Origin of the sequence: Pseudomonas sp. Au-Pse12 (assembly GCF_021341665.1) — a bacterium.
In the GTDB taxonomy this organism is placed as follows: Bacteria; Pseudomonadota; Gammaproteobacteria; order Pseudomonadales; family Pseudomonadaceae; genus Aquipseudomonas.
In genome coordinates, this window is record NZ_JAJTTH010000002.1 from 363,684 (window position 1) to 389,807 (window position 26,124).

The 26,124-nt window shown below is 62.9% G+C and carries 27 protein-coding genes; 2 read left to right on the top strand and 25 right to left on the bottom strand.

Annotated features, from left to right (window positions below; translation table 11 throughout):
- Positions 1 to 2: 2 nt before the first annotated feature.
- From LXM55_RS06285 to LXM55_RS06405, 25 genes are all read right to left on the bottom strand, one after another.
- Complete coding sequence (locus tag LXM55_RS06285; RefSeq protein WP_233319609.1) at positions 3 to 1,247, bottom strand: DNA circularization protein; 1,245 nt, start codon at positions 1,245 to 1,247, stop codon at positions 3 to 5.
- Positions 1,237 to 2,772, bottom strand: a complete 1,536-nt coding sequence (locus LXM55_RS06290; RefSeq protein WP_233319610.1) for a hypothetical protein — start codon at positions 2,770 to 2,772, stop codon at positions 1,237 to 1,239. Before LXM55_RS06290 ends, LXM55_RS06285 begins: the two co-directional genes overlap by 11 nt.
- A gap of 130 nt (positions 2,773 to 2,902) precedes the next feature.
- On the bottom strand, positions 2,903 to 3,199 hold the full coding sequence (locus LXM55_RS06295) for a phage tail assembly protein (RefSeq protein WP_233319611.1): 297 nt from the start codon (positions 3,197 to 3,199) through the stop codon (positions 2,903 to 2,905).
- The gene (locus LXM55_RS06300) at positions 3,196 to 3,543 is read right to left on the bottom strand and encodes a phage tail tube protein (protein WP_011059564.1); all 348 of its coding nucleotides are present in this window, start codon (positions 3,541 to 3,543) and stop codon (positions 3,196 to 3,198) included. Before LXM55_RS06300 ends, LXM55_RS06295 begins: the two co-directional genes overlap by 4 nt.
- A 66-nt stretch (positions 3,544 to 3,609) precedes the next feature.
- Entirely contained in the window at positions 3,610 to 5,106 is a 1,497-nt protein-coding gene (locus LXM55_RS06305) for a phage tail sheath subtilisin-like domain-containing protein (protein WP_233319612.1), read from the bottom strand.
- Complete coding sequence (locus LXM55_RS06310) at positions 5,106 to 5,288, bottom strand: DUF2635 domain-containing protein (RefSeq protein WP_047302105.1); 183 nt, start codon at positions 5,286 to 5,288, stop codon at positions 5,106 to 5,108. The genes LXM55_RS06305 and LXM55_RS06310 overlap by 1 nt, the downstream gene beginning before the upstream one ends.
- Positions 5,285 to 5,860, bottom strand: coding sequence for a phage tail terminator protein (locus LXM55_RS06315; RefSeq protein WP_233319613.1), 576 nt, complete (start codon positions 5,858 to 5,860; stop codon positions 5,285 to 5,287). The genes LXM55_RS06310 and LXM55_RS06315 overlap by 4 nt, the downstream gene beginning before the upstream one ends.
- A 162-nt stretch (positions 5,861 to 6,022) precedes the next feature.
- A complete protein-coding gene (locus tag LXM55_RS06320) occupies positions 6,023 to 7,159 on the bottom strand; it encodes a glycosyl hydrolase family 18 protein (RefSeq protein WP_233319614.1) in 1,137 nt (378 codons plus the stop codon).
- A gap of 50 nt (positions 7,160 to 7,209) precedes the next feature.
- Complete coding sequence (locus tag LXM55_RS06325) at positions 7,210 to 8,253, bottom strand: phage late control D family protein (RefSeq protein ID WP_233319615.1); 1,044 nt, start codon at positions 8,251 to 8,253, stop codon at positions 7,210 to 7,212.
- A gap of 61 nt (positions 8,254 to 8,314) precedes the next feature.
- The gene (locus tag LXM55_RS06330) at positions 8,315 to 8,521 is read right to left on the bottom strand and encodes a tail protein X (RefSeq protein ID WP_233319616.1); all 207 of its coding nucleotides are present in this window, start codon (positions 8,519 to 8,521) and stop codon (positions 8,315 to 8,317) included.
- A complete protein-coding gene (locus tag LXM55_RS06335) occupies positions 8,496 to 9,341 on the bottom strand; it encodes a phage tail protein (RefSeq protein WP_233319617.1) in 846 nt (281 codons plus the stop codon). The genes LXM55_RS06330 and LXM55_RS06335 overlap by 26 nt, the downstream gene beginning before the upstream one ends.
- Before the next feature lie 9 nt (positions 9,342 to 9,350).
- Positions 9,351 to 11,897: a phage tail tape measure protein gene (locus LXM55_RS06340; protein WP_233319618.1), complete on the bottom strand. Its 2,547-nt coding sequence runs from the start codon at positions 11,895 to 11,897 to the stop codon at positions 9,351 to 9,353.
- 141 nt (positions 11,898 to 12,038) lie between these two features.
- Complete coding sequence (locus LXM55_RS06345; protein WP_233319619.1) at positions 12,039 to 12,344, bottom strand: phage tail assembly protein; 306 nt, start codon at positions 12,342 to 12,344, stop codon at positions 12,039 to 12,041.
- A 13-nt stretch (positions 12,345 to 12,357) separates the two neighbouring features.
- A complete protein-coding gene (locus LXM55_RS06350; protein WP_015634355.1) occupies positions 12,358 to 12,867 on the bottom strand; it encodes a phage major tail tube protein in 510 nt (169 codons plus the stop codon).
- 12 nt (positions 12,868 to 12,879) lie between these two features.
- Positions 12,880 to 14,046, bottom strand: coding sequence for a phage tail sheath subtilisin-like domain-containing protein (locus LXM55_RS06355; RefSeq protein WP_233319620.1), 1,167 nt, complete (start codon positions 14,044 to 14,046; stop codon positions 12,880 to 12,882).
- 101 nt (positions 14,047 to 14,147) lie between these two features.
- Positions 14,148 to 14,576 (bottom strand): phage tail assembly chaperone, encoded by a 429-nt coding sequence (locus tag LXM55_RS06360; protein ID WP_233319621.1) that lies wholly within the window; start codon positions 14,574 to 14,576, stop codon positions 14,148 to 14,150.
- Between the two features lie 13 nt (positions 14,577 to 14,589).
- Positions 14,590 to 17,490 carry a phage tail protein gene (locus tag LXM55_RS06365; protein WP_233319622.1) on the bottom strand — a complete coding sequence of 967 codons (2,901 nt, stop codon included), beginning with the start codon at positions 17,488 to 17,490 and terminating at the stop codon, positions 14,590 to 14,592.
- A complete protein-coding gene (locus tag LXM55_RS06370; RefSeq protein WP_233319623.1) occupies positions 17,487 to 18,092 on the bottom strand; it encodes a phage tail protein I in 606 nt (201 codons plus the stop codon). The genes LXM55_RS06365 and LXM55_RS06370 overlap by 4 nt, the downstream gene beginning before the upstream one ends.
- Before the next feature lies 1 nt (position 18,093).
- Positions 18,094 to 18,975 (bottom strand): baseplate assembly protein, encoded by an 882-nt coding sequence (locus LXM55_RS06375; protein WP_233319624.1) that lies wholly within the window; start codon positions 18,973 to 18,975, stop codon positions 18,094 to 18,096.
- Entirely contained in the window at positions 18,972 to 19,298 is a 327-nt protein-coding gene (locus LXM55_RS06380) for a GPW/gp25 family protein (protein ID WP_233319625.1), read from the bottom strand. The genes LXM55_RS06375 and LXM55_RS06380 overlap by 4 nt, the downstream gene beginning before the upstream one ends.
- A gap of 4 nt (positions 19,299 to 19,302) precedes the next feature.
- Positions 19,303 to 19,506 carry a hypothetical protein gene (locus tag LXM55_RS06385; protein WP_233319626.1) on the bottom strand — a complete coding sequence of 68 codons (204 nt, stop codon included), beginning with the start codon at positions 19,504 to 19,506 and terminating at the stop codon, positions 19,303 to 19,305.
- A gap of 91 nt (positions 19,507 to 19,597) precedes the next feature.
- Positions 19,598 to 20,188 carry a phage baseplate assembly protein V gene (locus tag LXM55_RS06390; protein WP_233319627.1) on the bottom strand — a complete coding sequence of 197 codons (591 nt, stop codon included), beginning with the start codon at positions 20,186 to 20,188 and terminating at the stop codon, positions 19,598 to 19,600.
- Positions 20,185 to 20,706 carry a hypothetical protein gene (locus tag LXM55_RS06395; protein ID WP_233319628.1) on the bottom strand — a complete coding sequence of 174 codons (522 nt, stop codon included), beginning with the start codon at positions 20,704 to 20,706 and terminating at the stop codon, positions 20,185 to 20,187. The genes LXM55_RS06390 and LXM55_RS06395 overlap by 4 nt, the downstream gene beginning before the upstream one ends.
- Positions 20,707 to 20,805: 99 nt before the next feature.
- Positions 20,806 to 21,156 carry a phage holin family protein gene (locus LXM55_RS06400; RefSeq protein WP_011059558.1) on the bottom strand — a complete coding sequence of 117 codons (351 nt, stop codon included), beginning with the start codon at positions 21,154 to 21,156 and terminating at the stop codon, positions 20,806 to 20,808.
- Positions 21,157 to 21,673: 517 nt separating this feature from the next.
- Entirely contained in the window at positions 21,674 to 22,420 is a 747-nt protein-coding gene (locus LXM55_RS06405; RefSeq protein WP_233319629.1) for a LexA family transcriptional regulator, read from the bottom strand.
- 187 nt (positions 22,421 to 22,607) lie between these two features.
- Here LXM55_RS06405 and mutS point away from each other — a divergent pair, with 187 nt between their 5' ends.
- Both mutS and fdxA read left to right on the top strand, forming a co-directional pair.
- Entirely contained in the window at positions 22,608 to 25,187 is a 2,580-nt protein-coding gene (mutS, locus tag LXM55_RS06410; RefSeq protein WP_233319630.1) for a DNA mismatch repair protein MutS, read from the top strand.
- A gap of 142 nt (positions 25,188 to 25,329) precedes the next feature.
- Entirely contained in the window at positions 25,330 to 25,653 is a 324-nt protein-coding gene (gene fdxA / locus LXM55_RS06415) for a ferredoxin FdxA (RefSeq protein WP_007908827.1), read from the top strand.
- The last annotated feature ends 471 nt before the right edge of the window (positions 25,654 to 26,124 follow it).

The following is a 26,124-nucleotide window of genomic DNA, read 5'->3' on the forward strand; positions in this document are numbered from 1 at the left end:
GGTCACTCCCGAGCGATTTGCAGGTCGGCGGGCGGCAGGAAACCCGGGTGAGCCACCCGGTTGCGCTGCACCACTTCGCCGACCCGCGTCGCATCGGCAAACCGCTGATAGGCCAGCACCAGCGCCGGCATGCTGCTTTTGGGGCTGAGGCTGACCAGCCGCACCCCCGAGGAAGCCACAGCATTGAGGTGCCCCTGCAGTTGCTGGCGCAGGGTATTGAGCGCCTGGTAATGCATCGGGTCGGCCTTGAGCGCGGCTTGCCAGATCAGCTCATTGAGCTGGTCGCGCAGGGCCAGCACATCGTCGGCCACCGGCACCTCCAGGCGCTGCACCGGCTGGCTGGCCTGCTGCGCCAGGGGCGGTGTGTTCTTGAGCTTCACCACCGGCGAGGCCACCGGCAACGCCGACACCAGGCGGGCGATCTGCACCAGCAGCGCATCCTGCACCAGGTTGGCCACCGCCTCGGCCGCCGCCGTGGTGTCCTTGCCGGTGGTCAGCTTCGGCGCATCGATGCGCCGGGCCGCCTCCACCTGCTGGGAAATATCGGCGAGCATCTGCCGATAGCCGGTGCGGGCAAAATCCTTGAGCCCGCGCACATCCTCCAGCAACCCCTTGAACTCCGAGCTCAGCTCCTTGGGTATTTCCTTGACTGCCTTGACCAGGGTGTTGAGGTCGCCATAGAACTCGATCAGCGGCTTGAACTCGTGCTCGATGACCTGATACACGTCCGCCAGCCCCTGACGCAAAGACGCCACACCGATCCGCGCCTGCTTGATCAGGTTGGTGGCGAACTCGAAACGCAGCACCGCCGAGCCCAGCAAGGTATCGCTGGCCACCAGCACCTGCTGCTGGGTGTTGACCACCGCCGAGGGAAAGCGCAGCGGCTGGTCCGGGTAGAACTTCAGGCTGAAGGTCACCAGGCCGCCGTCCTGGCGGCTCTGGGTCATCTCGCACTCGCCGACCTTGACCTGCATCCGCCCAAGCCAAGGGTGCACCAGCTCGCCGCTGCCCTCCTCCAGGGCCTTGAGCAGCCTGTCGCGCTGCTCCAGGCAATCGGCGCCGACGATAAAGGCCGTCAGGTCATGGATCTTCGCCTGCTGGCCAAGGCCCTCGAAAAACGGCTGGTCGCGCTGTGGGTACTCGTGCAACTGGCCTTTCTGGCCCACCGGGGTTTTCGCCTGATCGACCCAGAACGGCACACCGCGAAAGGACGCGGGCAACAAACGTTCACGCCAGTTATCCGCCATTGGAACCTCCTAGGGAAAGTGAGCGATAGCCCAGGGTCGAAGCCACGTTCAGGCCTGGTTGATTGGTCTTGGCCTGTTCGGCACGCAGGCCGGGAGGAGCGTTCTCAAAGCGCAGCAGCAGCCCGCCTTCAAGCCGAGTGCGATTGTTGGCCGCCGCCTGTTGCAGCAGCGAACTGGAGCTTTGCGGCAAATTGCCCGGGGTCAGCAGCGGAGAAGGTGTATCAGTCAACGAGCCCTCGCCCCGATTTGCCGAGTCGTTGTGTTCCACCACACTCTCGGTCAGCGAATTGATGCTCCCGGTGACACTGACAAGCAAATTGCCAAAGGTCGCTCTGAGTTTCTCGCGGATCGGCTCCAGGATCTTTTCCAGCCGGTCACGAAACGAAGAGAACCACTCGATCAATCCATCGAGATCCTTTCTCATCCCTTCACCGGGAGTCCAACTGAACAGCTTTTCCACATTGGTCTTTGCCGTGATCGACAACGCCCAGATCAGATCCCAGATCGCTGCAAACAGCCCCACCACGGGTTGCCAGTTACTGCTTATCAAGCCAAGCGGGCTCCACTCGAAAACCTCTCGCAGGCTGCGAAAAAGCACCTGGACAGCCTCTCTGATCGGCTCCAGGTTTCTGATCAACACCCCAAACCCGCTCATGTTGAAGAGCAGATTCAACGCCTGATACACCCGCCCGGTACCGGCGCTGAAGTCTTGCCAGAGGGCGCTCAGATAAGCGCTGACCGGCCCCCAGTTGGCAATCAATTGCCCGATGGGCGTCCAGGCGAACACGTCCTTGAAAAGACCGACCATGGACATGACCGTGGGTGAAATCTTCCCCCACAGCTGGATGAAAAACCGTGAAACCGGCTTCCAATTGGCCACCACCACACCGGCTACCGCAGCAATCGCCAGCATCGCTAAACCTATAGGCGAAGACAGTGCGGCAAAGACCGTGGCCGCCGAAGCCGCCACCGTAAAGGCCACTGCAGCGGCCGCCAGCCCCTCCACCAACCCCGGGTTATCAGCGACAAATTGGCCGACCGACGTCAGTACGGGCTGCAGTCCCGTGACAATACTGTTGATAGCCGGCAACAGTGCCACCCCCACATTGAGGGTGATTTTTTCCACCGCCTCATCGAAAAGCTTGAGGTTCTGGGAGGTGTTACCCAGCTCGTTCTCCGGGCTGGCGTCCCCCCTGATGGCCGCAGCGGTTACCGCCCTGATGTTCTGCGCCTTGATCGCGGACTGAACACCCGCGACAAAGGGCGTAATAAGCCCCTTTCCAGAGAACAGCCCCGAAAGTTCGAGATCTCCGAGACCACTTTCCTCCAGGCTTTTTCTGAACTTGCCGACCATCTGACGAATGCCGGTGAGTTCCGGATCGACGGCCTTGCTTGCGCTCTCGGCCACAGCAGGCTTGACCACCTCAGTTTCGGCCTGGACCTGCTGCACAGGTGCTGCCGGTTTGGCCTGTCTTGTCTGCTTGGGCCGCCGGCCCTTGGTCTTGTTTCTTTTTCGATACGCCATCACTGCACCTGCTGCATCGCATTGATCCGTTGCGCGTGCTCCAGGGATTCCCGGAGCACATCCAGTGGCCTGGCCATCATCTGTTCGGGGTCAACCTTCCAGAACCAGGCCAGGTCATAGGCGACAGCGATCAGGTCGGCGATGGCTGCGATGCCGCACTCATGAAAAAACTCGCCACCGCCCAGCTCAGGGCGTTGAGGTCCACCAAGTCCAGCTGGTTCACCGAGGACGGTGGAATACCGGCGCAGACCGCGATGTATTTGGCCGCGACGTCCATGTCGAGGCTGACTTCTTCGCTCTTGTCGATCTTGTAAGGCAATGCCTTGATCGCCCGCACTTCCTGCACCGTTGGGCGGCGCAGGCTGAGTTCGCTCAGGGGCTCGCCGTGGGCCTCGATCGGCACCTGCAGCTTCACCAGGTTGCTCATTGCCAGGTCCCCTTCTGCCCTTCGAAGTTCAGCTCGATGCTGGCGTCGTCACCCTTGGCAATAGGCTCGTCCACCAGGTAGGCGCCGGCCAGCACGTAGACCTTGCCGTTGGCGAACTCGCAGGTGACGGTCATGTCGACGCCTTCGATCAGCTGCTTGAGCGGAAAGTCCGGGGTGTGCAGTGCAGTGACTTTGAACGACGGGGTGAGGTCGGTTTCCTTGTAGAAACCCGGAACCACGGTTTCCCGCTTGACGGCCATCAGCGGTGCTTCGCAGCCGCCGCTGATGGTCAGTTGAGCGCCGTCCACTTTGACGTAGCAGGTGCCCGCAATCAGTTGACCCATGATGTTTCTCCCAAAAAATAAGCCCGCTCAAGGCGGGCTGAAAAAGCGCAGTGATGCAGGTCCGGCTCAGGCCGCGGCGTCGTACTGCAGGCGGAATTGATTGAGCAGCGCGAACACCCGCAGGCCGTTGATGTAGTCCGGCGGGAACAGCACATTGACCCGGCTCGGGTCCTGCACGTCGCGCTCGACGATCAGGTGCTCGGCGAACAGGTCGGCGTTCTCCACATGGCCTTCCAGCTCCAGCTTGGCGTACTGGGCGATCAGCTCACCGCGGATGGTGCTCGGGGTGACGATCGGCTGGCCGGCGCCGAAACGGGTGCCGTCGGCGGCCAGCTTGTGGCGCCCGTACTTGCTGGTGATCACGCTTTGCAGGCGACGCACGATGAACGCCGACTGGTGCATGGTTTCGCTGTCCAGGTAGGAGTTGTCGGCCTGGCCGTAGGCGTTCTTCTGGTAGGTGGTGATCGCCCGCTGAATGCGCATGTAGCCGCCTTCGTAGTAGGCGGTGGCGATGCCGTAGCTGAGCAGCGACTGACGCTCGGTGAGGGTGAAGCGTTCGCTGGCAGGCGCCGGGTCGATCCCCGGCAGGCTGCCGCTCTGGGTCGGACGGCTGGCGTCGGCGGAGATGAACACCGAGGTCCGCGCCGCCAGGGCTGCGGCCTGGACCCACACGGGCTGAGGCACACCGGTTTCCAGGGCCTGGACAGTGATGTGCTGATCGTTGCGGACCTGACCGGCCGCCACCAGGGTGCCGACGGTGCCGCGCTTGGCACTGTAGACATGGCCGAACAGCTGCTTGGCCCAGGACCAGCGGCCGGTGTTGTCGTCCATCACCGCTTGCCAGGCATTGAGACTGGCAGTGTCGGTCCAGGGCATGCAAATGAACTCGAACGGTTCGTCGCCCAGGGCGGCCAGGGCCGCGACCTGATCCGGCACACCGGTGCCACCGGCCATCTTGCCCAGTACCAGGGTCAGGCCGGCCGGGGTTTCTTCGCCATTGCTCTTGCCCAGGCGATTGAGTTGCAGGCTGATGTCGTTGCCGCTCTCGCCGGTCCACTTGGCGCTCAGGGTCACCGTGCCGTCGACCGCCGCCGCGGTCACCGGCAGGTCCACCGCCGCGTTGACCTTCAGCGCCAGGGCGCTGGCCGCCTGGGCAGCGCTGGCGCCACTGACGATCGAGGCCTGCACCCGCACCCCGCCGACGTACAGATTGAGCAGGCCGGCGGTGCTGGCGCTACCGGTGAGCTTCAGCTCGGCCTTGGCCACGCTGCCCTCGGTGCTGTGCAGCGGCAGGCACCAGATCTCGCCCACCGGGTCGGTCTTGCGCCAGGTTTCATACATCGAGGCGAGCATCGAACCTTGCCCGCCGATGCTCTTGGCCAGGGCCACGCTGGACACCAGCACCAGCTTGCCGAGGTCGTCGCCGGTCTGGTTGTCATTGACTTGGGCGACGATCAGACGGCGCATGGCCGACGACGCGCTATTGGCCGCCGAGTTGTCCATCTCGGCGTAGAACAGCGGTACACGGATGTCCGCCGGGATATTGCTGAAACCGATCGCCATTATTTGGCTCCTTGAGATTTCGCCGCTTTCACGGCTTTGCTAGTGATATCGCCATCGGCCAGACGCCGGCGCCACCAGGCGTTGTCCGGCACTTCACGGCCGGAGGCGGGCAGCAGATCGCCTGCTTCCGGGTCCGGTACGGCACGGCCAGCGACCGGCAGCACGGTAATGCGTTTGCTCATTGCTTCAGCTCTCCTGAAAAAGTCAGCTCCAGGCGCCCGTCGGGCCCTGGACGTTGCAGATTGGGGTCCGCCGGATCGATGGCATCGACCCGCACCGTGACCCCGGTAAAGGACGGCAGGCCGTCGAGTTCACGCTCATGCCAGGTTTCCGCCGGCTGCCCGGGCGAGTTGCGCCCCAGCTGGAACTCGGCGAAAAAGCGCAGGCGATAGAGCAAGCGAGTGGCGTCGAGCGACACCAGCTCGCCGCCGTCGTACTGGATCGGGTTGTACTCGGCGCCGGGCTTGAAACCGACCAGGGCGCGCCAGACTTCGGCGCGCAGGTCGTGCAACGGATTCAGCGCTTTTGTAGGGTCGGTGGCGCCAAGTGCCAGAACCACTTCAAAACGATCGCGGATGGTCTGGCGAATGATGTTTTGCCCGACGCTGGCGCTGGCCAGATCATTGACTGGCGCCAGATAGGCGGCCGGTGTTGATGCGCCAGCGCCGGTTGCGGCATCGCTGCCAATAACGATGTGCCCCGCAAGGCTCGGGCACTGTGTTTGTAGCTGATCGAGAACAGCCGTGAGTTTCATCAGAAGACTCCTGGAACGGGATTCATCGAGGCAGCGGCGAGGCTGGTTTCTCGGGGGCATGAAAAAACCCGTCGCAACGGGTTTTGAAGAAACCGCCTGGAACCGCTGCCCCAGGTTGACGGCTGGATCTGTGGCCGACGGTTGCAGAGCCCATTCGCCCCCTCACTCCCGCCCCGCCGGCAACAGCTCAGCACCGGCCTTGAGCCCGGCCTGCAGCGCCGTCCAGAACTCGGCATTTTCATAGCCCATGGCCCAGACGCTGGTGCCGCCCAGGCCCAGTTTGGCGACCAGTGCGGTCTTGGTCTGGATGCTCGCGGCGTCGTCGTACCAGAGCACCGGTTGCGCGCGCTCCGGGGTCCATTCCACGCCGTCGGCAAAGGTCCGGACCGGGCCCCAGGTGGCGTAAGGAGTGGCCGAGGCTGCGTCCCGATGGGTGACGGCGCGGTGCTCGGCAATGATTTCCTGATAGGCCGACCAGTGCACCCGGTTGCCAATGCTGTAGTCCTGACCGTAGGCCGGCAGCCCGGCCAGGACCTTGCTCGCCGGAACTCGGGAAACGGCGTAACGGAGCAGCGCCTGCTGCCAGTCAGCACCGGACTCGGGGCCGGGCCAGACTTCGTGGTGGAAACCACCGCTGCTCCAGCCCGGCCCGACCTGGTCGTAGGTCATCACCTGGAGGTAATCCACCGCCGCGCCCAGGGCCTGGTAGTCATAGCCTTGCAGGTACTCGGGCTCGCGGTCGCTGAGCTTGGGCGGGATGCTGATGATCAGTTTCTTGCCACTGCCCCGCAGGGCGCTGCCCAGGGCTTTGACGTAGGCGGAAAACGCCGCGCGGTTCCTGGGCTCGACCTTTTCGAAATCCAGGTTGATGCCGGCGAACCCACCGTCCCTGGCCAGCTTGACCAGTTGCTCGACGGTGCCGGCACTCAAGCGACGGTCGTTGAGGATGGAGTGGGAAATCGCCGGGTCGAAGGCGCCGATGTCTTCGTTGTAGTCGGAGACGGTCGGGTACAGCGGCAGGGATTGGCTCTTGGCGAAACGGATGATGCCTTGGGTGGTGGGGTTCATGCCGTCCTGGTGCAACTGGCCGGTGACCGTCAGCCCGTAGGTGCTGCCCAGGCCGACCGCCGACAGGTTGCGGTGGAACGCCCGCAGGTTGCTGTAGGACGCCTCGACCTGGCCGTCGGTGTAAGCCAGGACAAACGGGGCCGCAGGGGCTGCGCTCACCAGCAGCACGCTGCAAGCGCCGATCAAGGCGCGGAAAAAATGCCGGATCGGCAAGGTGATAGCTGAATTCATGAGTACTCCTGCGGGCGGGTTGCCGCGTCAGTGGAAAATGCTGCCAAGGCTCAGAGCTGCTCCACCCTGAGCGGTTTGCCGGCCTTGGGCGGCTTGCCCTTGGCCTTGGCCTTGCCTTGCTTGCCGCCGTTGCACTCGACCGTGGTCGTCCACCCGGACGGGGTGAACAGCTGCTCGACCGAATCCACCAGGTAGTCACCGTCGAGCCCGGCCTTGAAGCCCTGGGCATTGATCATTCGCTCGGCGAACAGATCGGTACGCCCGGCAAGGTCCAGGCGCACGCTGGCGGTGCTGCGGTTGAAGGCCGCCAGGCGAGCCTTGGCGGCCTGCTCGGCGGCGGGCTTGTTCGGGTAGAGGTGGCGGTCGGTATGCACCGCGGGCGAGTCGCCCGGCGAGTGGTCGTTCCCCAGGTCGATGACCCGCAGCTTTCCGCTTTTCGGGTCCTGGTGCCGGGTCTGCACCGCCTTGTGGGTGCTGCCGTCGCTCAGGCGGAACTGATAGCGGCTGACGTCGCGACGAGTGAGGGTGACAACGCCCAGGGCTTTGCCACTGGCACTCTGTCCCGCCTGCCGGGGCAGCACCAGCAGCTTGCCTTCGGCAACCTTGGCGGTGCAGTCGTACTGCCTGGCCAGGCGGGTGATGAAGTGGAAATCGGATTCATTGAGCTGATCGATGCGCGGCACCTTGATGGCAAGCGGGCACACGGCCTGCCAGCCATTACGCGCCGCCAGGTCACGGACAATCAGTTGCAGCGGAACGTTCTCCCAACTGCCACTGCGGGTGGTCTTGCCACTGCCACGCATGTCACTGGCCTTGCCGCGAATCTCGATCGCGTCGGGCGGACCGTTCACCACCACCTCATCCACGGTGTAGCGCCCCAGGCGAGTCAACGCCTGGCCGGCATAACCGAGGAACACCTCGATGCTCGCGCCCCGCCGGGGCAGCGCCACGGCGCCGTCGCGATCATCGATGCGCAGCTCGAATTCATCCGACTCCATGCCGGGCTTGTCCGTAGTGCGCAGCGACAGCAGCCGGTCGTTGAGCTGCGCGCTGATGTCCCGGCCATCGGCAACAATGCGAAACGCTGGGGTCATGAAGCCTGCTCCAGAAAAAACAAACCCCGTGCTCGACGGGGCTTGTTGAGGGGGGTGTGGGTCAATCCCATAGCTGGACCATGGCCTCGGCCCGGGTCGCCAGCTCCGGCAGCCGGATCAGTACCCCGGCGCGAAACGGCTGGGGCTCGTCGGCCAGGCCCTGGTTGGCATCCAGCACCGCCTCGACACAACCGTTGAGATGGCCGTAGTGCTGGTAGCACAGGGTGTCGAGCAGATCACCGTCAGACGTTCTGCAAGTCGTCGCCATAGCTTACGAACTCCAATGAAAAACCTTGTTTGCGCGGGATGCCGCCGGCCAGCAGGTGGCTCTGGTCTTCCTCGATGCTGGTCAGGCACCAGGTGCCCAGCACCTCACCGTAGCCCGTGGTCAGGCTCAGCGGCTGCAAGCGCCGGCCGATGCTGCGCAGGGTCTGCAACTGCCCCAGACCGCCCTTGAACCCGGGAAACACCGCCCCCTTGAGGGATATCCGCTCTTCGCCCTGGCCCACCGCCTGCTGGGCAACACTGCGGCCCAGGCGTTCCTGCCCGGCCCAGCGGAACCCGGTCTGGCGCCGCAGTTCCTCGAAGGCCGCGGTGTCGACGTTGAAGTAGTAGGGCTGAGCGCCAGCACCTAGCGGTTGCAGGATCAGCAGGTGCGGGAAGGGTTTCACCGCCTCGGCCGCCGGCGTGGCCGGCTCGGCAAACGCGGCGCTCGGGAAGATGTTGCCCAGGGAAGGGCTGATCTGCCCGCCGATCCGATTGATCGCCGCGCCGGCCTTGGCCACCTGCTCCTGCAAGGCGCCAAGGCGCTGCTGCACCTGCCCCGCCACCGTCACCGCCTGGCTGTACTTGGCCGCCACTTCACCGACGACCGACTGCGCGGCGCTGATGCTGCGCATCGTGCGTTGCAACTTGGCGCCCAGCGCCGGCCCGACAAAGGGCAGGTTTTCCAGTTCCAGGGCCGCGCCGCCGATGTCGCTAATGGCGCCGTTCATGGGCCCGAGCATTTCATCGGCACTGCGCCGCCCCGCCTCTGCTGCCGCCACCAGGGAACCCAGCCCCGACTGCAGCTGTTCCATGTAAGCCATGCCCTCTCCTTAAACGTGTGCAGCGTCGAACAGCTGGCGAGCGGCAGCCTGACGGCTGAACTCGTCGAACTGCCAGCGCAGATGCGGTTCCAGTTCCCGGGCCAGTTGCGCGGGGTCGCGCACATCGCCCTGGACCGAGATCGACAGGTAGGGCGCGAAGCTGAACTGCTGCTCGATCACCGGTGGTACCTGCGGCTTGAACGACTCTGGCGCGGTGATCATGGCCGGCGCCGCGCTGGACGACGACGGACTGGTCATCGAACGCACGGCCTGCCCCATCAGCGGAGGTGTCTGGCCTTTCTGGAAGGATTTGGCGATATCGCCCATGACCGGCGGGATGTTCTGCCCGGCGTTGCGCATCATCAGCGGACCGGCTGCGGGCATCTGCTTGAGCGACTCGTCGGAGCCGAACAGCTTTTTACCCAAGGCACCACCGGCGGCCGAACCACCCCAGGCGCCCAGTGCGCCGCCCACCAACCCGCCAATGACAGTACCGATGACTGGCACCACGGAGCCGATGGCCGCGCCTGCTGCTGCACCGGCAGCGGCCCCGGCAAGATTGCCCGCCGCCTCGCCGTAGCCCTCGGCTTTTTCATCCTGGGTCTGGGCATTTTGGTAGGTGTCCGCTATCTGGATACCCGCACCGATCACCGAAAGGAGCCCACCGCGCTTGAGCAACGATGCCGCCCCTTTGGCCAGGGAGCCAACACCTTTAACTGCCGCTGCAGACGCGCCCGCCCCCTTGGCCACTTTTGCCAGCCCGCTGGGCGCCAACGGGCTCTTGCCCACTGGGCTGCCCACCCGCTTCGCACGTGGCCCGCGCCTGGGCGCATTACGCCCGCCACGGCCCCGTCGGCGTTGCTTGTCCAAGCCGCAGTCGATCATCGGCTCGCAACAGTCGACGCCTGGCGCATTACGGCCAGGCGCTCGTTTTGCCGCCGTGGGGTCGACTTTCAACCCACCCCGCAAGACATTCACCAGGCCCTTGCCCATGGTGTAGACCGCCATGAGTTTCTTCACCGCGACATAAGCGGCGCCCAAGGCGGCCACACCCTGCACCAACGATGGGTTCTGCTCCGCCAGCTCGGTCAGCTTGCCGACCAACAGGGTGATGCCCTTGGCCGCTAGGTCCGTGGCCGGTCGCAGGGCCTCCCCCACCACCCGCTGGCCTTCGTCAATAGCCTGATCGGCTTCAGCCCACAACTGCTTGGAGGCTTGTCGGCGCTCGGCGAGGTTCCTGGCAAGAACGCCAGAGGCGCTCAACGAATCCTTCTTCACCTGCTCATACTGCTGGCGGCCCTGGGTCTGGGCCAGCAAGGCCGCCTTGATCTGCATATCGGTGAACAGGTCGCCGGTGCGCAGCGACTCTTCCAGGGCCTCAAGGGTCGCCTTGGCCTTGGCCGGGTCGGTTTCCTGGCTGATCTGCGCCTGGGCCTCGGCCATCTTCGCGGCCTTGGCCGGGTCAATGGCCCTGACGTAACGCATGGCCAGGGCAAAGCTCGCCTCCAGGCTCGACATGCCCTTCTGGATACCGGTGTTGAGCGACGCCTGATAATCAATGCCGGCATCTTCATAAGCCTTGACCGCTTCACTGGAGCCGATTTTGTCGATCCAGTTCTGCAGTTGACCAGCGGCCTGATCAGCACCGCCCGCGGTGTTCATCTGCACTTGCAGCATCGAGCCCAGCTGACTCACCGCCTCCATACCGGTAAGCCCTTGCGCGCTTGCGCTCTTGAGCAGCGCCGGGAGCAAACGCGCCATGTCGGCGGCTTCAAAATTGCCCGACTGCCCCTGCTGGGCGATAGCCTCCAGGGCCTGCTCCATGACCTTGGGATCACTGATTCCGGCTTTCAGCTCCAAGGCCCGCATCAGGTTTGCGGTGTCGTCGACACTCGCGCCCTGCCCCACCGCAAACTGGGCGGCCAGCCCTGTGTAGCCTTGTGCCTTGTCCAACGACATGCCGCTGGCCATCATCTGGCTCACCAGCGCCGCCACGTCGTTACGGGCCATCCCCGTGTCACGCGAGGTCTGAATGACCGTGCGGCTCAACTGCGCTTCCTGAGGCTGGTTGACCACATTGGCCTTGATCGCCATGTCACGGATCAACGCCTGATAGTCGGCGCTGATCTTGACCGGGGCGCGCAGTTTATCGACCCCGAACTTTGCCCAGTCATAAGCCGCCTTGAAGTCGGCCTTGCCCCGGGCAACCTGCTGCAGCCCACGGGCCTGAAGCGCAGAACCCCGAGCCACCTTGCCCAGCGCTTGATATTCCTGGCGCAGCTTGTGCACCTGAATACCCTGCTTGCGCAGCCCATCCCGGTGCTCTTCCAATTGAAGTTTCAGCCCGGCTGCGGAGGCCGCGCCAGCGGCGTGAGCCTTTCTCCATTCCCTGCCCAGGCGTTGGGTTTCACCGATGGTGCTTTGCAACCCCTTGGCCTTGCTGCCCTGCTGCTCCAGTTGCTTGATCCGGTCTTCCACCGTCTTGAAGGCGGCGTCCCACGTCGAACTGAGGGCGGTACCCAGCAGCACCAGCCCCGATACCCGCTTGTTCGCCATCTGCTTCTCCTGATCCTTGGGTGACGGGCTCAATCCGTGAGCCACCAGACCATGTCGGAAAACCTCATGGTCATGATTTCCTCGGCGGCGAAATGCAGCTCGCTGGCGAGCCGCTTCGCCGCCATTTTCATCACCGCAGGATCAAAGCTCGTCGTCTTGCACCAGGCGAAAATAGCCGGCCTGCAGGCGCTGATAATCCTTGAGCGCCATGCCCTCCAGGTCCTTGGCGCTGATTTGCGCCAGGCTGGCAAACAGCATCAGCTCGCGCTGCTCATCATCGCCAACCGCCCCGGCATTGGCCGCGCGCACATCACGCACGGTGGGCGCGCGCAGGGTGACCTTGTCGCAGACCACGCCATTCATCTCCACCGGCTTGCTGAGGCTGATCACGACGTTATCCGCGCTCAGGGTCATCCAGGCCGGGATCGTGTTGATTGCTTGAGACATGCGGTTGGTTTCCTTACAGGCCCAGGGCCGAACGTTGGGCGGCGAGCTGGTCGACGCCGTTGATCACACGCTTCATGCCCAGGGCATCGATCTCGTAGATCAGGCGACCGTCGACTTCCAGCTTGTAGTAGGTCAGCGCCACGTTGTGCTTGACCTCGGCCTTGTCGCCGGACTTCCAGTCGCCCATGTCGACCTCCTTGAGCAGGCCGCGCAAGGTCACGATCACCGGGGTGACCTTGCCCTTGAGGCCCTTGAAGGCACCACGGAACACACCGTTGAAACCGCTGCCATCGGCCAAGCCGAACATCTTCAGCGACTCGCGGCGCACACCGGTGGTGGTGAAGCCGGCTTCCTGTTTCTCCATGCCCATGTCCAGTTCCACCGGCACATCCATGCCGCCGACACGATGCTCCTCGGTCTTGAGGGTCAACTTGGGCAGGGTCAGGCTCGGCACGTCGCCTTGAAAGCTGATGCCATCGACGAACAGGTTCATGTTCGCCAGGGTTTCGGGAATCATTGCCATTGCTGCTGCTCCTTAAGCGGTGTGTTCGAGGACTTCGGTCAGCCACTGGTTGGTGACCTCGACCCGGAAGTTGGGGTTTTCGGCCGGTGGCACGTCGGTGAAGCGGATGTTCCAGTACACCTTGCCCTGCTCCAGCTGGCTGGCGGTGTTGAGCTCAGTGTCGGCGTAGACCTCGAAATTGATGATCGCGCCCTGGTTCTTCAGGTCGCGCATGAACGCCTGCAGGCCCTCGGTCACGTCCTTGACGTAGGTCGCGGTGATCGAGCGGTCCACCGCCCACTTGTGGCCGTAGAGGATGGCGTCCATGACGATGTCCATGGTCCGCACCCGGGTGACAAAGGCCCACTTCGGATCGCTGGACAGCGTGCGGTTGCCCCACAGGCGGAAGCCTTCATCACGAATGATGGTGGTGATGTTGGCGTTGTTCAGCAGGTTGGCGCGGCAGGTGTCATCGCCGTCGAGGAACTCGATGGAACGCGAGGTGCCGGTGATGCCGACAAACTCCTTGTTCGATGGCGAGGCCCAGAAGCCGTACTCGTTGTCGGTCCAGGCGAACAGCCCGGCGACCCAGGCCGAAGCGGCTGCATCGACGGTGGCGCTGGCGCCGTTGTCCCAGTACCGGATGCCCGGATCGACCAGGTAGGCGCGCTTGGCGCCGAAGTTCTTGGCGTAGGCCAGGGCCGCCTCGTCGGTGCTGTTCGGGCCGTCGAGAATCGCCAGGCCGCGCAGCTTGTCGGCCAGGGCGACCAGGGCGGTACCGACCGCCAGGGTCGAGCTGTGCTTGGGCGCCACCAGCAAGCGCGGCTGGGCGTTGAAGCGGCTCTTGCCATCGAGCAAGGCTTGCAGACCGGTACGTTTACCGTCGGCCAGCACCCCGCCGATGATCGCCGAGGTCTGCTCGGCCGCATCCGCCACCTTGGCCACGCCGCAAGCGACGATCACCGCCTTGGCCCGTTGGTAAATGGCCTGGCAGGCCTTGGTAATGGCCGCATCCGGGCCCCAGGCGGCGATGGCCTCACGCTCGTTGGTGATCAGCACCAGGTCATTGCTCTTGGCACTGAAGGCCGGAGCCTCGGTGAAGGTGTCCACCAGGCCGATGATCGAAGATGTCGGCAACGAGATTGTGCGCGCGCCGGTGTCGACGTTGGTGACAGTAACGCCGTGGAAAAAACCACTCATGGATAAACTCCAGACATGAAAAAGCCCCGGGTGAAGGGGGCTCATAGGGATGATTGATTAGTGGGGAGCGGGAAAGAAAACACCCCGACGGTGCGGGGCGTTTATTGGGTTTGCTCGGCGATCCAGGATGGGGCCACTGGGCGGTGCTCGGTTTGTGGAAAGTCCGGGGATTGGGGCCAGTTGCGTAGGGTTTGTACGTAAACAAGCAGCTCCTTGAACTGCTCACCTGTCAGCGTCGTAGGGGCCTCAACTTCCAGTTGATCGCGGTGCCGCTCGCGCAGCCACATCACAGAGGCCAGCTCGATGTCGCGCCACTCGCGTTCCTGTGCCGCCAGGTCCGGAACAACTTCGGGCGCATCGACAAGATACGGCAAGCCCTGTTCATCATGAGCACGGACCTTTCCTGGCGGAGGGTCGCCGATCACTGCTAAATACAGGACATCCGAGATTTCGAGTGCATCGGCGGGAATTGTCGGGTGCATACCGATGAGATAAGTGGTTCCAGTGCTAGGGCTATAAAGTCGCTTCATTTTCATCTCCAGTTCAGTAGCCCAATGCCAACCAGTGATAACCAACTGTAGGCATACCTGTCCCATATCCGTTAAGACGGAAGCGACCAGGCGTATCTTTTTGTGCCCCTGCTCCAACAAATACACTCCCGCCCGACTGTACGCCATCAGCCGTAACTAATACGTTCATGCAAGAACTAGGGAAGGCCATCGGAAACTGAACCAGTGCCGACTGGTCGTCGAGCGAACCCGCGTAGTAACCCCACTGAATGACCAGCCCCCCAAGCCACGTTGGGAAAGCGATATAGCCATTTGTGGCAAGGCTCACCGCAAACCCGAAACGGAGTTTCTTGGGTGTCGCTATGACGGCGTCATCAGTGCCAGCGCTTAGCTGTGTCAGAGTCGCAATCTTTGCCGTGCCTTGGTTGTTTTCCGTGGCCTGAGCCGCCAGTGGGGCCAATGCAGCAATATCAATGTTTCCCTGGTTGACGGGCGCATTCCAGGCCTTGATGCACCACATCACCGCCAAGTTGCGCGGACGGGTTTCAGTACCGCCTGCAGCTCCCGTCGCCACTACCTGGCCTTGATTGCCTGCCGACCATGCGTTACCACCAGTTCCGACGGTCGAATTCAGCATAATTGCCGGTGAGTTCACATGCGTATGGCTCCTGAACTCGTCAGCCTGAGAGCTACCCATCAAGCGACCGACGTCAACCCCACGCCCGTGGTCCCAGCCCCGCAGGAACTCGCCCCGCGACTCTGGCAGACGGAAGTTGCCAGCACCCTCATCACCTTTGTTGAAGTTGGTCCCCAGATACACCGCGAGATCGGGATAAGCGGCAATGCTTTGCACGCTACCGTTGAGTTCAAGGTAGCCCGGTGGAACCTCAGCCTTGGGAAATGGAATGATGGCGCCGACAGGGTGCGCAGACTTGAGTGCTGCCAGCTCCTTTACCAACGCTGCTACGTCGATATTTCCCTGATTGACTGGTGCGTTCCAAGCCTTGATGCACCACATGACAGAGAGGTTGCGCGGACGGGTTTCAGCCCCCCCAGTCGGGCTAGTCGGCTGGGTCAGTTCTCCAACTTTCGCTCCGTTGTGCAACGGCCCAGAAGACCCGCCGCTGCCGTATGTATTTTGATTACCGATAGGATGGGTGTGCGACTTGAACTCATCAGCCTGCCAAGTGCCAAGAGCACGCCCAACATCCACACCGCGCCCATGGTCCCATCCCCGCAAGAACTCCCCCCGGGACTCAGGCAACCGGAAGTTCCCTGCGCCTTCATCGCCCTTGTTGAAGGTGGTCCCGAGATAGGCCGCGAGATCGGGATAAGCGGCAATACTTTGCACGCTACCGTTGAGTTCAAGGTAGCCCGCTGGAACCTCAGCCTTGGGAAATGGAAGGATGGCGCCGACAGGGTGCGCAGACTTGAGTGCTGCCAGCTCCTTTACCAGCGCTGCTACGTCGATATTTCCCTGATTAACCGGAGCACCCCAGGCCTTAATGCACCACATGACCGCAAGGCTGCGGGGGCGGGTTTCTGTCGAAGTTCGCACAACCCGGGACGCATCAAACGTCAAGAGACTGGTATTGCTGTCTATCGTGGGGCTAGAAACCTGAGGGCTTCCCGGCTGTGATCCAAACACCCCAATGGGAGAAGCATTTACACCATCCGTCGCAACCGATCCTGTAATGTTCTGCAGGGCATCGAGCTGGTAGCTGCCGACTCCCCGTCCCAGATCAACACCTCGCCCATGATCCCACCCCCGCAAGAACTCGCCCCGGGACTCGGGCAGGCGAAAGTTTCCAGCCCCCTCGTCGCCCTTGTTGAAAGTGCTCCCCAGATACGCTGCCAGATCTGGATAAGCCGCAATGCTCTGCACACTGCCATCAATTTCCAGAAACCCCGGCGGCACGCTGGCCCTGGGAAACGCCACCATCGAGCCCACCGGCAAGGATGACGACTGCGCCACTATCGACTCGATCTCAGCCTTGGTGTAGGTGTCGGTAATGCCATGCCCGGCCAGGGTGCTCGGGTTGGTCCCGGCGATCACGCGGCCGTACTTGTCGACCGTGACATTGGCATAGGAGCCCGCGCTGATACCGGTTCGCCCTATGGCCATCTCGAAGGCCAGCGGCGTGGTGCCGAGGGCAATCGGTCCGTCGGTGACTAACTGCCAGACGCTGTCGCCGTTGACCGTGCCCTTTTCGATGCTGACGAACAGCCCGGGGGTGACCTCCAGGCTGGTGTCAGCATCCTGGGCACGGGTCCAGACGCCCGTCGACGACACGACATACAGCCCATTGTCCTTGGCCTGGGCCTGGTTTTTCACCAGCACCCGGGCATCGGCCGGCAGCAGCACCCCGTCGATGGTCTGAATCCCGCTCAAGGCGATATTGGCGGTGGTGGCCACCACCGCCGAGTGCTTGAAGTCCAGCTTGGCCAGGGCCTCGATCACCGCACTGTCGACATACTCGCGAGTCGCCAGCACCACCGCCGGATCGATCTTCAACACGATCTGCGCGGTGTTGGCGACGATGAAGTTCATGCGAATGACTTGGGTCTTGCCGGTGCCCTGGGCCAGCAGGGGCTTGAAGCTCGGGGCGCAGTTGGCCACCGCCACCAGGTCGCCGTCGGCGTCGAACAGGCCAATCTCGCGGATCCAGCGCCCACCGACATCAGGCGGAATCACCTGCTCGGTGATGATGATGTTGGGGTTGGCCGGGTCGGTGCGCACCTGGTTGACCGGGGCGCGGCGCCATTCGTTGATCAGCTTGGTCTGGGTCCGGTTCGGAATGGGGTCGGTGCCGTTGGCATCCCCTACCGCCATGTCCTTGAAGGTCCAGGGCGTGCCCAGGGCGGTGGCGTTGGCCTGTTTCGCCTCGCCCACCGCAGTGAGGATGGCAAAGAACTGACTGTTGGAATCGATCATGAGTACACATCCAGGGTGTCTGTTTCATCAATGCACATGACCTGGCCATAACGGCCGGTCACTTCAATATCGCGGGGTGTCGGGGGGTAGACGTCGAGCACTTCGCCCTGGTCCACGTAGGCGCCGTAGCCGATCACCCCGGTGGTTTCCAGGCTGATGGCCAGGCCTGTCATGTGCCGGCTGACAGGCCGGGCGTCATCGATCAGCCGGGTCAGCTCCTGGTACATCTCCTCGGTGATACCGGTGTCCAGCACCCCGACTTTCAGGGCAAAGGTGGCAGGTTCACCCAATGGGAGCATTTGCCACCATTCGACCACTTCGATCAGGTAGCCCAGCGGTTCCACCACTCGCCGCAGCGCACCGAGGGTGCCTTTGCGGGCGTGGATGAAGTAGGAGGCGCGAATGGCGTTGCGCTTGACCGCCTCGCTCCAGCGCGGGTCCCAGCGATCCACCGACCAGGCCCAGGCCAGTTGCGGCAGCAGGTGCACCGGGCAAGTCGAGGGGTTGTACAGCGTGCGCAACATGGTGGCGGTGTCACCGGCGTGGGTCGCCTCCAGGGCGCGCTCCAGCGGTGTGCTGTTGTTCGGCAGCAGGCGGGTCATATCAGCTCCCCAAGGTGACGCTGTAGCCGGTGCAGTACGCCGCCTGGGCCTTGGTCGGGACGACGTCCTGCCAGCCCGGCAGATCGACCCGGGCCACGCCGGCCACATGCAGCTGGGCATCGATGGCTGAACGCGCCACTTCGATGCCCAGGCGCCGGCGTGGGTTGACCCAGGCGGCCAGCTTGCGCTCGGCCTCGGCCAGGGCGGCGTCGCTTTCAGGCCCCGGGCCTTTCATGTGCAGCACCGCGTCGATGCGATACGGCAGGACCTGGGCACTGTTCACCGTGACCCGATCCCCCAGCGGTCGCACGTCCTCATCGTTGAGCGCCGCGGCCACCGTCGCCAGCAGTTCAGCCGGGGCGGTACCATCACCTTCCAGGCTCAGCACGGTGACCGTGACACAGGCCGGCGAGGGGCTTTCGGCCTCGGCATCCGCGACCCGCGCCGAGGCATTGCGGGCATGCAGGATGTAGCTGTTGCGCGGCCCGGCGGTGGTCAGCCCTTCATAGGCCAACTGCACACGTTCGCGCAGCGCGTCATCGGCTTCCTTGATCTCCGCCAGCGGCGGCACCGCTTGCGGGTCAGCCGCCTGAATCACCAGGCGCTGCAGATTGACGTTGGCCGCCAGGTGATCCAGGTCCGTGCCCTTGGCATGGGCCAGCAGCAGCGCCTTCGCCGCATCGTTGACCCGGGCCCGCAACAGCATGTCCCCGTAGGCGGACAGTTCCAGCTGCTTGGTGACGGGGTCGCTTTCCAGGCGGACCGTCCAGTTGTCGCCCATGTAGCGGCGAAAGGTCGCCAGCTTGCCCTGATACAGTTCTTCAAAATCCAGGGCTTCCAGCACCTGCGGCGCCGGCAGTGCCGACAAATCCAGCATGCTCATGCCGTCACCTCCACAACCGTGTCGTTACCCAGGTAGCGGCCCGTCAGTTGAAAACTGACCTGGCCATTGACCACCGCTACCACCGTTACCCGCTCCAGCTTCAACCGCGGCTCCCAGCGCAACAGCGCCCGGGCCACTTCAGCCTGCACCGCGCTCTTCCACCCGCCGGTCACTGGCAGGTCGACATAACGGCGCAGGTTGCTGCCGTATTCCGGGCGCATCCGCCGGCTGCCCAGCGGCGTGGTCAGGATGTCCTCGATGGACTGCCGCAAATGCTCGATGCCGGACAGCGGCAAGCCGGTACGGCGATCCATTCCGATCATCGTGTTACTCCTGCATCTGAAAGTCCGGGTGCTGCTCCAGGTAGTCCCGGGCCAGGCTGTCGTCCACCGGTGCCGATACGGCCCCTGCGACCACCTGCAGCTCGCGACCGTCCGCCAGGATCAGCGTGCGTGAGGCATAGCGGGTATCGCGAAACACCAGCACAGCAGTGCCCGCCGAGCGGCCAGGCTTTTTTTTCGGGATTGCCATATTTCTCTCCGGGTATAAAAAATCCGCACTGGGCGGATTGATCGGGTTGATCTGCGTGAGGGGGGCGCTGCCGGCGCTGATGGCCAAGGCATCACTGAGGCGTTGCAGTGGATCCGGGGCCGGGCATCACCCCCAGGTGGGTATGGGTCGAACCGACATTCACCCCGTTGTGCTGCAAGCTCGCACCGTTGATTCGCACGTCGCCATTCAAGGTGATTGCCCCCGTCAGGGTGATGCTGTCGGCCTTGCCGGCAATGCTGCTGTCCGTGACCAACGCCGAGCTGGCGCCGACCTGAATCGCCACCGTGCCAGTGGGCAGGCTGATGCTGTAGCTCTTGGCCTGCCAGTCGTAGATCAGCGAGCCGCCATCATCGAAACGCCAGACCTCGACATGCTCGCGGTTGTCCGGTTGGGCACCGGCATCGCCATACAGGCCTGGTACGAAGGTGCCCTGCGCCGGCTCGCCACTGGGGCTGATCAGCACGCCCTGTTCGCCCAGGCTCGGCGCCCGCCAGTGACGGGCCTTGCCGGCGGCCTGGCTATGCCAGCGAAGCCAGGCGCTGGTCCAGCCAGCCCCATCGCAAACCCGCACTCGGCCAGCGGCAAGGTCGACGCCGACGACACTGCAAGGAAGGATCAGGCCGGCGATCATGCGGTCGTGGGTTGCGCTGACGTAACTCACGACAGGTGCTCCGGCGACTGGTAATCACCTTCGTGGCCAGGCCCCGTATCGGGACTGAAACCCAATACCAGCGTTCCCGGGGGTTGCTTGGCCCAGGGCCATTGCTCCTGGCCGAGGTAGATGGACTGCTGCCATTGCACGGTCCACTCGGTTTTCGCTGTCGGATCCACGGCCGTGCCGGCAGGTTTTGCCCACACCGCCGTGGCGCTGCCGACAGCGTCGAGGTTCCAGTACTGGCAACGCAGCAGGTCCATGAGCTGCGCCGCCAGAGTGACGGCCTGCAGCGAGGCCTGTAAAACGCTCGGATCCACCCGTACACGGGCTTCAAAGGTTGTCAGCAGGCAACTGCGACCGTCGCCAGGGTCTGCTCCCGGATCCATGCCGGTGATTGCCCAGTAAATCGCTGTCTGCGCGGAGCCATCAACCCGCGAGGGGAATGCTTCGACAGTCTGCAGATGCGGCATGGCCGTCTTGATCGTCGACGTGATGGCGTCAGGTAGCTGCGTGAGTACGCTCATGGTCTGCTTCCAAGTCTGCTTGCAGGATCAGGTCGAAACGGCCGAGGCAGCGTAGGCCCGGCCGTTTCGACCGTGTTGAGGGGGTCCTCGCCCAGAAACTCAAGGCTGATCCGAATGCGAATCCCGGGAAGGCGGTTCGCAGACCCCGATGCGCTTGGCCGCCCAGCGCTCGTAGAGGCCGATGGCGACGTCGGCGCCGGCCATGGCGGTCAGGCAACCGAAGGCGCAGGCGGTCCAGATCGAGACGCCGGCGGCATACAGCAGCATGATTGCCGAGACCCCGCAGACCACGCAGGCCCCAGAGCGCAGCGCCAGGCGCCGCAACAGCGACCAGCCACGGGCGCCCTCCTTGTCGGCACGCCACATTTCGCCGGAAACGCCACCGACCAGCGCCAGGACGATGACCAGCCAGATCGGCATGTCCAGCAACGCTTGTTGCTCGTTTGTCATTCACGTCTCCCGTGCGGATTGAGGCCAGCGAAATGGCCAGTTGATAGAAGTCTGATAACGATGTTTCAAAGGGTCCCTGTCTGTTGGCGGCCCACATTAGGCAGGCATTCCAAAAAGCCCGGTCGCCCGGGCTTTTCAGTAATGCAAACCTTGGTCTTTCGGCACTACTGGTGCGGTACGGACCCATTCAAATTGTTCCTCCGACCGCGACCCTGTCCGCCGGATAACTGCTTCTGGTGCTTTACGCTGCACACCCGGGTCAGTTGCCAACCCTCTGAACCGTCGAGGCCGGTTCATCGCTGCCTTTGCTTTGCCACTAAAGAGCGTCGTTGCAGCCGTTGCTGAACGGCTTGAGATGGATAATATGCATTCATGCATATGCAGTCAATGCGTAAATGCATTTATTTATGCGTAAGAATTGCGCGAATGCATGGATGCCGCATAAATGCAGGGGCGGGGGATTTTTCGAGGGCAAAAAAAAGCCCGCTCGGTGGCGGGCTTGTCTGACGCTGATGGCTTAGCGGGCGTACATGCCCCACCAGAAAACGTGACCGAGGATGCTGATCTGCTCCTCCTGGATCTCCTGGAAGCTGTAGTCCTCATCCGGATGTTCATCGCGGTTGAAGCTACGCAGGCGGATCCCGGTGGGCAGGCGATACAGCTGCTTCACCCGCAGCTGGCCATTGTGGTTGATCGCGTAGAGGTCGCCATCGACGATGTCGCCAATCGCGCATTTGCCGGCATTGACCCCAACCGTGGCCCCATCGCGCAGCACCGGCAACATGCTGTTGCCCCGCACCGTCACGCACTTGGCCTGATCGAACTGCACGCCGTTGTGACGCAGGCTGCGCTTGCCGAAGCGCAGGCTGGCGCGCTCGCTTTCCTCGATGACGAATCTTCCTGATCCAGCAGCCAATTCAACCTCACGCAGAAAGGGAACCGAGACCTCGTCGTCGTCGACAGGGGTATCGTCATCCCACAGGCTTATGTCCTTGAGTTCCGAATGAATCTCGTCACGGGGCGCCACCGCGCGGGCAGGCGCGATGTCCACGCGCCCGCGCAGTTGATCGGTGCTCACCTGGAAGTATTCGGCGATCCGCGAGATGTGCTTATCCGACGGATCGACGATCTTCCCGCTGAGAATCCGCGAGAGGGTGGATTGAGGCACACCGGTGCGGCGGTGAAGCTCCGTGGGGGAGATTCCGTCGCGATCCAGCAGCTCTCTTAAGACGGTAGAAACGTTGCGTATTTGCATAGAACGCATATTGCTTGATCTTTTTCTCAATGACAAATGCTGTTTTGCATATTTGCAATGCATTTACCGGACAAACACAGTAGTGCCTTGGTGCCTGCGAGGCCTGGGCACCCATGGTAACCTTGCCGCCATCTGCAAAAAGCCGAGCCCAGCGCTCCTTTGCGTCACCCATTCAACGAATCCGCCTGAATACCCAATGAGTAAAAATACCTCCGATCTGTCCTCTCATACGCCGATGATGCAGCAGTACTGGCGCCTCAAGAACCAGCACCCTGATCAGTTGATGTTCTACCGCATGGGCGACTTCTACGAGATCTTCTATGAAGACGCGAAGAAGGCCGCCAAGCTGCTGGACATCACCCTCACCGCGCGCGGACAGTCGGCGGGCCAGGCGATTCCCATGTGCGGCATTCCCTACCACGCGGCCGAAGGCTACCTGGCCAAGCTGGTGAAGCTCGGCGAGTCGGTGGTGATCTGCGAGCAGGTCGGCGACCCCGCGACCAGCAAAGGCCCGGTGGAGCGCCAGGTGGTGCGCATCATCACCCCAGGCACGGTGAGTGACGAGGCGCTGCTGGACGAGCGTCGCGACAACCTGATCGCCGCCGTGCTGGGCGACGAACGCCTGTTCGGCCTGGCGGTGCTGGACATCACCAGCGGCAACTTCAGCGTGCTGGAGATCAAGGGCTGGGAGAACTTGCTGGCCGAGCTGGAGCGGATCAATCCGGTCGAGCTGCTGATCCCCGATGACTGGCCACAGGGCCTGCCGGCGGAAAAGCGTCGTGGCGTGCGGCGCCGCGCGCCCTGGGATTTCGAGCGTGACTCGGCCCACAAGAGCCTCTGCCAGCAGTTCTCCACCCAAGACCTCAAGGGTTTTGGCTGCGAAACCCTGACCCTGGCCATCAGTGCTGCCGGATGCCTGCTCAGCTACGCCAAGGAAACCCAGCGCACCGCCCTGCCCCACCTGCGCAGCCTGCGTCATGAACGCCTGGACGACACCGTGGTACTGGACGGCGCCAGCCGCCGCAACCTGGAACTGGACACCAACCTGGCGGGCGGGCGCGACAACACCCTGCAATCGGTGGTCGACCGTTGCCAGACCGCGATGGGCAGCCGCCTGCTGACCCGCTGGCTGAACCGCCCGCTGCGCGACCTCAAGGTCCTGCAGGCGCGTCAGTCCTCCATCACCTGCCTGCTGGACGGTTACCGCTTCGAACGGCTGCAACCGCAGTTGAAGGAAATCGGCGATATCGAGCGGATTCTCGCGCGAATCGGCTTGCGCAACGCCCGCCCGCGCGACCTGGCTCGTCTGCGGGACGCCCTGGCCGCGCTGCCGGAACTGCAAGAAGCGATGACTGAACTGGAGGCTGATCACCTCAAGCAGTTGGCGCTCACCACCAGCACCTACCCGGAGCTGGCAGCGCTGCTGGCCAAGGCCATCATCGACAACCCGCCGGCCGTGATCCGCGACGGCGGCGTGCTCAAGACCGGCTACGACGCCGAGCTCGACGAATTGCAATCCTTGAGCGAGAACGCCGGGCAGTTCCTGATCGACCTGGAAGCCCGCGAGAAAGCCCGGACCGGCCTGGCCAACCTCAAGGTCGGCTACAACCGCATTCACGGCTACTTCATCGAGCTGCCCAGCAAGCAAGCCGAGCAGGCACCTGCGGACTACATTCGCCGTCAGACCCTGAAGGGCGCCGAGCGCTTCATCACCCCAGAGCTCAAGGAGTTCGAAGACAAGGCGCTGTCAGCCAAGAGCCGTGCCCTGGCTCGGGAAAAGATGCTCTACGATGCGCTGCTGGAAACCCTGATCAGCCATCTGCCGCCACTGCAGGATACCGCTGGGGCCCTGGCGGAACTGGACGTGCTGAGCAATCTGGCCGAGCGTGCATTGAACCTCGACCTCAATTGCCCGCGTTTTGTCAGCGAGCCTTGCATGCGCATCACCCAGGGGCGTCACCCGGTGGTGGAGCAAGTGCTGACCACACCGTTCGTGGCCAACGACCTGAGCCTGGACGACAACACGCGAATGCTGGTGATCACCGGTCCGAACATGGGCGGTAAATCCACCTATATGCGTCAGACCGCGCTGATCGTGCTGCTGGCCCATATCGGCAGCTTCGTCCCGGCGGCCAGCTGCGAGCTGTCCCTGGTGGACCGGATCTTCACCCGGATCGGTTCCAGCGACGACCTGGCCGGTGGCCGTTCGACCTTCATGGTGGAAATGAGCGAAACCGCGAACATCCTGCACAACGCCACAGAACGCAGCCTGGTGCTGATGGACGAAGTGGGTCGCGGCACCAGCACCTTCGACGGACTTTCCCTGGCCTGGGCTGCGGCAGAACGTCTCGCCCAATTGCGGGCCTACACCCTGTTCGCCACCCACTACTTCGAGCTGACGGTACTGCCGGAGAGCGAACCGCTGGTGGCCAACGTGCACCTCAATGCCACCGAGCACAATGAACGTATTGTGTTCCTGCACCACGTCCTGCCAGGCCCTGCCAGCCAGAGCTATGGCCTGGCGGTAGCCCAGCTGGCCGGGGTTCCCAGCGCAGTCATCAGCCGCGCCCGGGAACACTTGAGTCGCCTGGAAACCACCAGCTTGCCCCATGAGGTGGCGCCTCCAGCACCGGGTAAAACCTCGGTTCCCCAGCAAAGCGACATGTTCGCCAGCTTGCCGCACCCGGTACTCGACGACCTGGCCAAGCTGGATCTGGATGACATGACCCCGCGCCGAGCGCTGGAAATGCTCTATACATTGAAGACGCGCATCTAACGCGAACGCCTTCAAGCTGTTAGAATCTCGCGCGGTTTGGGATGCTGCGAACTATTAGCCTGGTTCGCAGACTATCGCTCCCAAACCTGGCGACCCCGTCATGTAGGGGCTCCGCTGCCGCCGCCTGAGGAGAGAATTAGAAATGACCTTCGTCGTCACCGACAACTGCATCAAGTGCAAGTACACCGACTGCGTAGAAGTCTGTCCGGTGGACTGCTTTTACGAAGGCCCGAACTTCCTGGTGATTCACCCGGATGAGTGCATTGACTGCGCGCTGTGCGAGCCTGAATGCCCCGCTGTAGCGATTTTCTCCGAGGACGAAGTCCCGGAAGAGATGCAAGAATTCATTCAGTTGAACGTCGAGCTGGCAGAGATCTGGCCGAACATCACTGAAAAGAAAGAATCGTTGCCAGATGCCGAAGAGTGGGATGGCGTCAAAGGCAAGATCAAAGACCTCGAACGCTGATTACAGCTGCGTTCCCAAAAAGGCCCCTTGCGGGCCTTTTTGCATTTCAGGGAACGGGCTTCCTGCTATCAGGACTTTTTGACAGGCAAAAAAAAGGGGCGGTATGACCCGCCCACATTTTTCCCTAGTCCCTGTGTTCCTTTTCATCGTCCTGATGAATCGCTTCCTGCGATGTCCTGACCATCATCCTTGATGGCTGTGTCTATCCGTCGACACAGGGCTGATATTAGAGAGTTCCCCGCCAAGAGCAACCGCACTATTTGTAGGCGATTCTGTCAAAGCCTGTCGCAAAATTTATAAAAAACCTTATAAATCAATCATATAAAAAACACCCCTGGCAAACCTGGACAACTCAGAAGCAGCAGCGAACCGAACACCTACAAGAAAGTAATCTTTGGCTTACACGAAGGCTGAGGGTTAACTCAATTTCCCTGATCACTGCGCATTCAAATCCAAAATCTGCGCGCAATA

Excerpts from the sequence above, each read along its gene's own strand:
- LXM55_RS06285 (WP_233319609.1), bottom strand. The coding sequence starts at position 1,247 with ATGGCGGATAACTGGCGTGAACGTTTGTTGCCCGCGTCCTTTCGCGGT.
- LXM55_RS06290 (WP_233319610.1), bottom strand. The coding sequence starts at position 2,772 with ATGGCGTATCGAAAAAGAAACAAGACCAAGGGCCGGCGGCCCAAGCAG.
- LXM55_RS06295 (WP_233319611.1), bottom strand. The coding sequence starts at position 3,199 with ATGAGCAACCTGGTGAAGCTGCAGGTGCCGATCGAGGCCCACGGCGAG.
- LXM55_RS06300 (WP_011059564.1), bottom strand. The coding sequence starts at position 3,543 with ATGGGTCAACTGATTGCGGGCACCTGCTACGTCAAAGTGGACGGCGCT.
- LXM55_RS06305 (WP_233319612.1), bottom strand. The coding sequence starts at position 5,106 with ATGGCGATCGGTTTCAGCAATATCCCGGCGGACATCCGTGTACCGCTG.
- LXM55_RS06310 (WP_047302105.1), bottom strand. The coding sequence starts at position 5,288 with ATGAGCAAACGCATTACCGTGCTGCCGGTCGCTGGCCGTGCCGTACCG.
- LXM55_RS06315 (WP_233319613.1), bottom strand. The coding sequence starts at position 5,860 with ATGAAACTCACGGCTGTTCTCGATCAGCTACAAACACAGTGCCCGAGC.
- LXM55_RS06320 (WP_233319614.1), bottom strand. The coding sequence starts at position 7,159 with ATGAATTCAGCTATCACCTTGCCGATCCGGCATTTTTTCCGCGCCTTG.
- LXM55_RS06325 (WP_233319615.1), bottom strand. The coding sequence starts at position 8,253 with ATGACCCCAGCGTTTCGCATTGTTGCCGATGGCCGGGACATCAGCGCG.
- LXM55_RS06330 (WP_233319616.1), bottom strand. The coding sequence starts at position 8,521 with ATGGCGACGACTTGCAGAACGTCTGACGGTGATCTGCTCGACACCCTG.
- LXM55_RS06335 (WP_233319617.1), bottom strand. The coding sequence starts at position 9,341 with ATGGCTTACATGGAACAGCTGCAGTCGGGGCTGGGTTCCCTGGTGGCG.
- LXM55_RS06340 (WP_233319618.1), bottom strand. The coding sequence starts at position 11,897 with ATGGCGAACAAGCGGGTATCGGGGCTGGTGCTGCTGGGTACCGCCCTC.
- LXM55_RS06345 (WP_233319619.1), bottom strand. The coding sequence starts at position 12,344 with ATGTCTCAAGCAATCAACACGATCCCGGCCTGGATGACCCTGAGCGCG.
- LXM55_RS06350 (WP_015634355.1), bottom strand. The coding sequence starts at position 12,867 with ATGGCAATGATTCCCGAAACCCTGGCGAACATGAACCTGTTCGTCGAT.
- LXM55_RS06355 (WP_233319620.1), bottom strand. The coding sequence starts at position 14,046 with ATGAGTGGTTTTTTCCACGGCGTTACTGTCACCAACGTCGACACCGGC.
- LXM55_RS06360 (WP_233319621.1), bottom strand. The coding sequence starts at position 14,576 with ATGAAGCGACTTTATAGCCCTAGCACTGGAACCACTTATCTCATCGGT.
- LXM55_RS06365 (WP_233319622.1), bottom strand. The coding sequence starts at position 17,490 with ATGATCGATTCCAACAGTCAGTTCTTTGCCATCCTCACTGCGGTGGGC.
- LXM55_RS06370 (WP_233319623.1), bottom strand. The coding sequence starts at position 18,092 with ATGACCCGCCTGCTGCCGAACAACAGCACACCGCTGGAGCGCGCCCTG.
- LXM55_RS06375 (WP_233319624.1), bottom strand. The coding sequence starts at position 18,975 with ATGAGCATGCTGGATTTGTCGGCACTGCCGGCGCCGCAGGTGCTGGAA.
- LXM55_RS06380 (WP_233319625.1), bottom strand. The coding sequence starts at position 19,298 with ATGATCGGAATGGATCGCCGTACCGGCTTGCCGCTGTCCGGCATCGAG.
- LXM55_RS06385 (WP_233319626.1), bottom strand. The coding sequence starts at position 19,506 with ATGGCAATCCCGAAAAAAAAGCCTGGCCGCTCGGCGGGCACTGCTGTG.
- LXM55_RS06395 (WP_233319628.1), bottom strand. The coding sequence starts at position 20,706 with ATGAGCGTACTCACGCAGCTACCTGACGCCATCACGTCGACGATCAAG.
- LXM55_RS06400 (WP_011059558.1), bottom strand. The coding sequence starts at position 21,156 with ATGACAAACGAGCAACAAGCGTTGCTGGACATGCCGATCTGGCTGGTC.
- LXM55_RS06405 (WP_233319629.1), bottom strand. The coding sequence starts at position 22,420 with ATGCGTTCTATGCAAATACGCAACGTTTCTACCGTCTTAAGAGAGCTG.
- mutS (WP_233319630.1), top strand. The coding sequence starts at position 22,608 with ATGAGTAAAAATACCTCCGATCTGTCCTCTCATACGCCGATGATGCAG.
- fdxA (WP_007908827.1), top strand. The coding sequence starts at position 25,330 with ATGACCTTCGTCGTCACCGACAACTGCATCAAGTGCAAGTACACCGAC.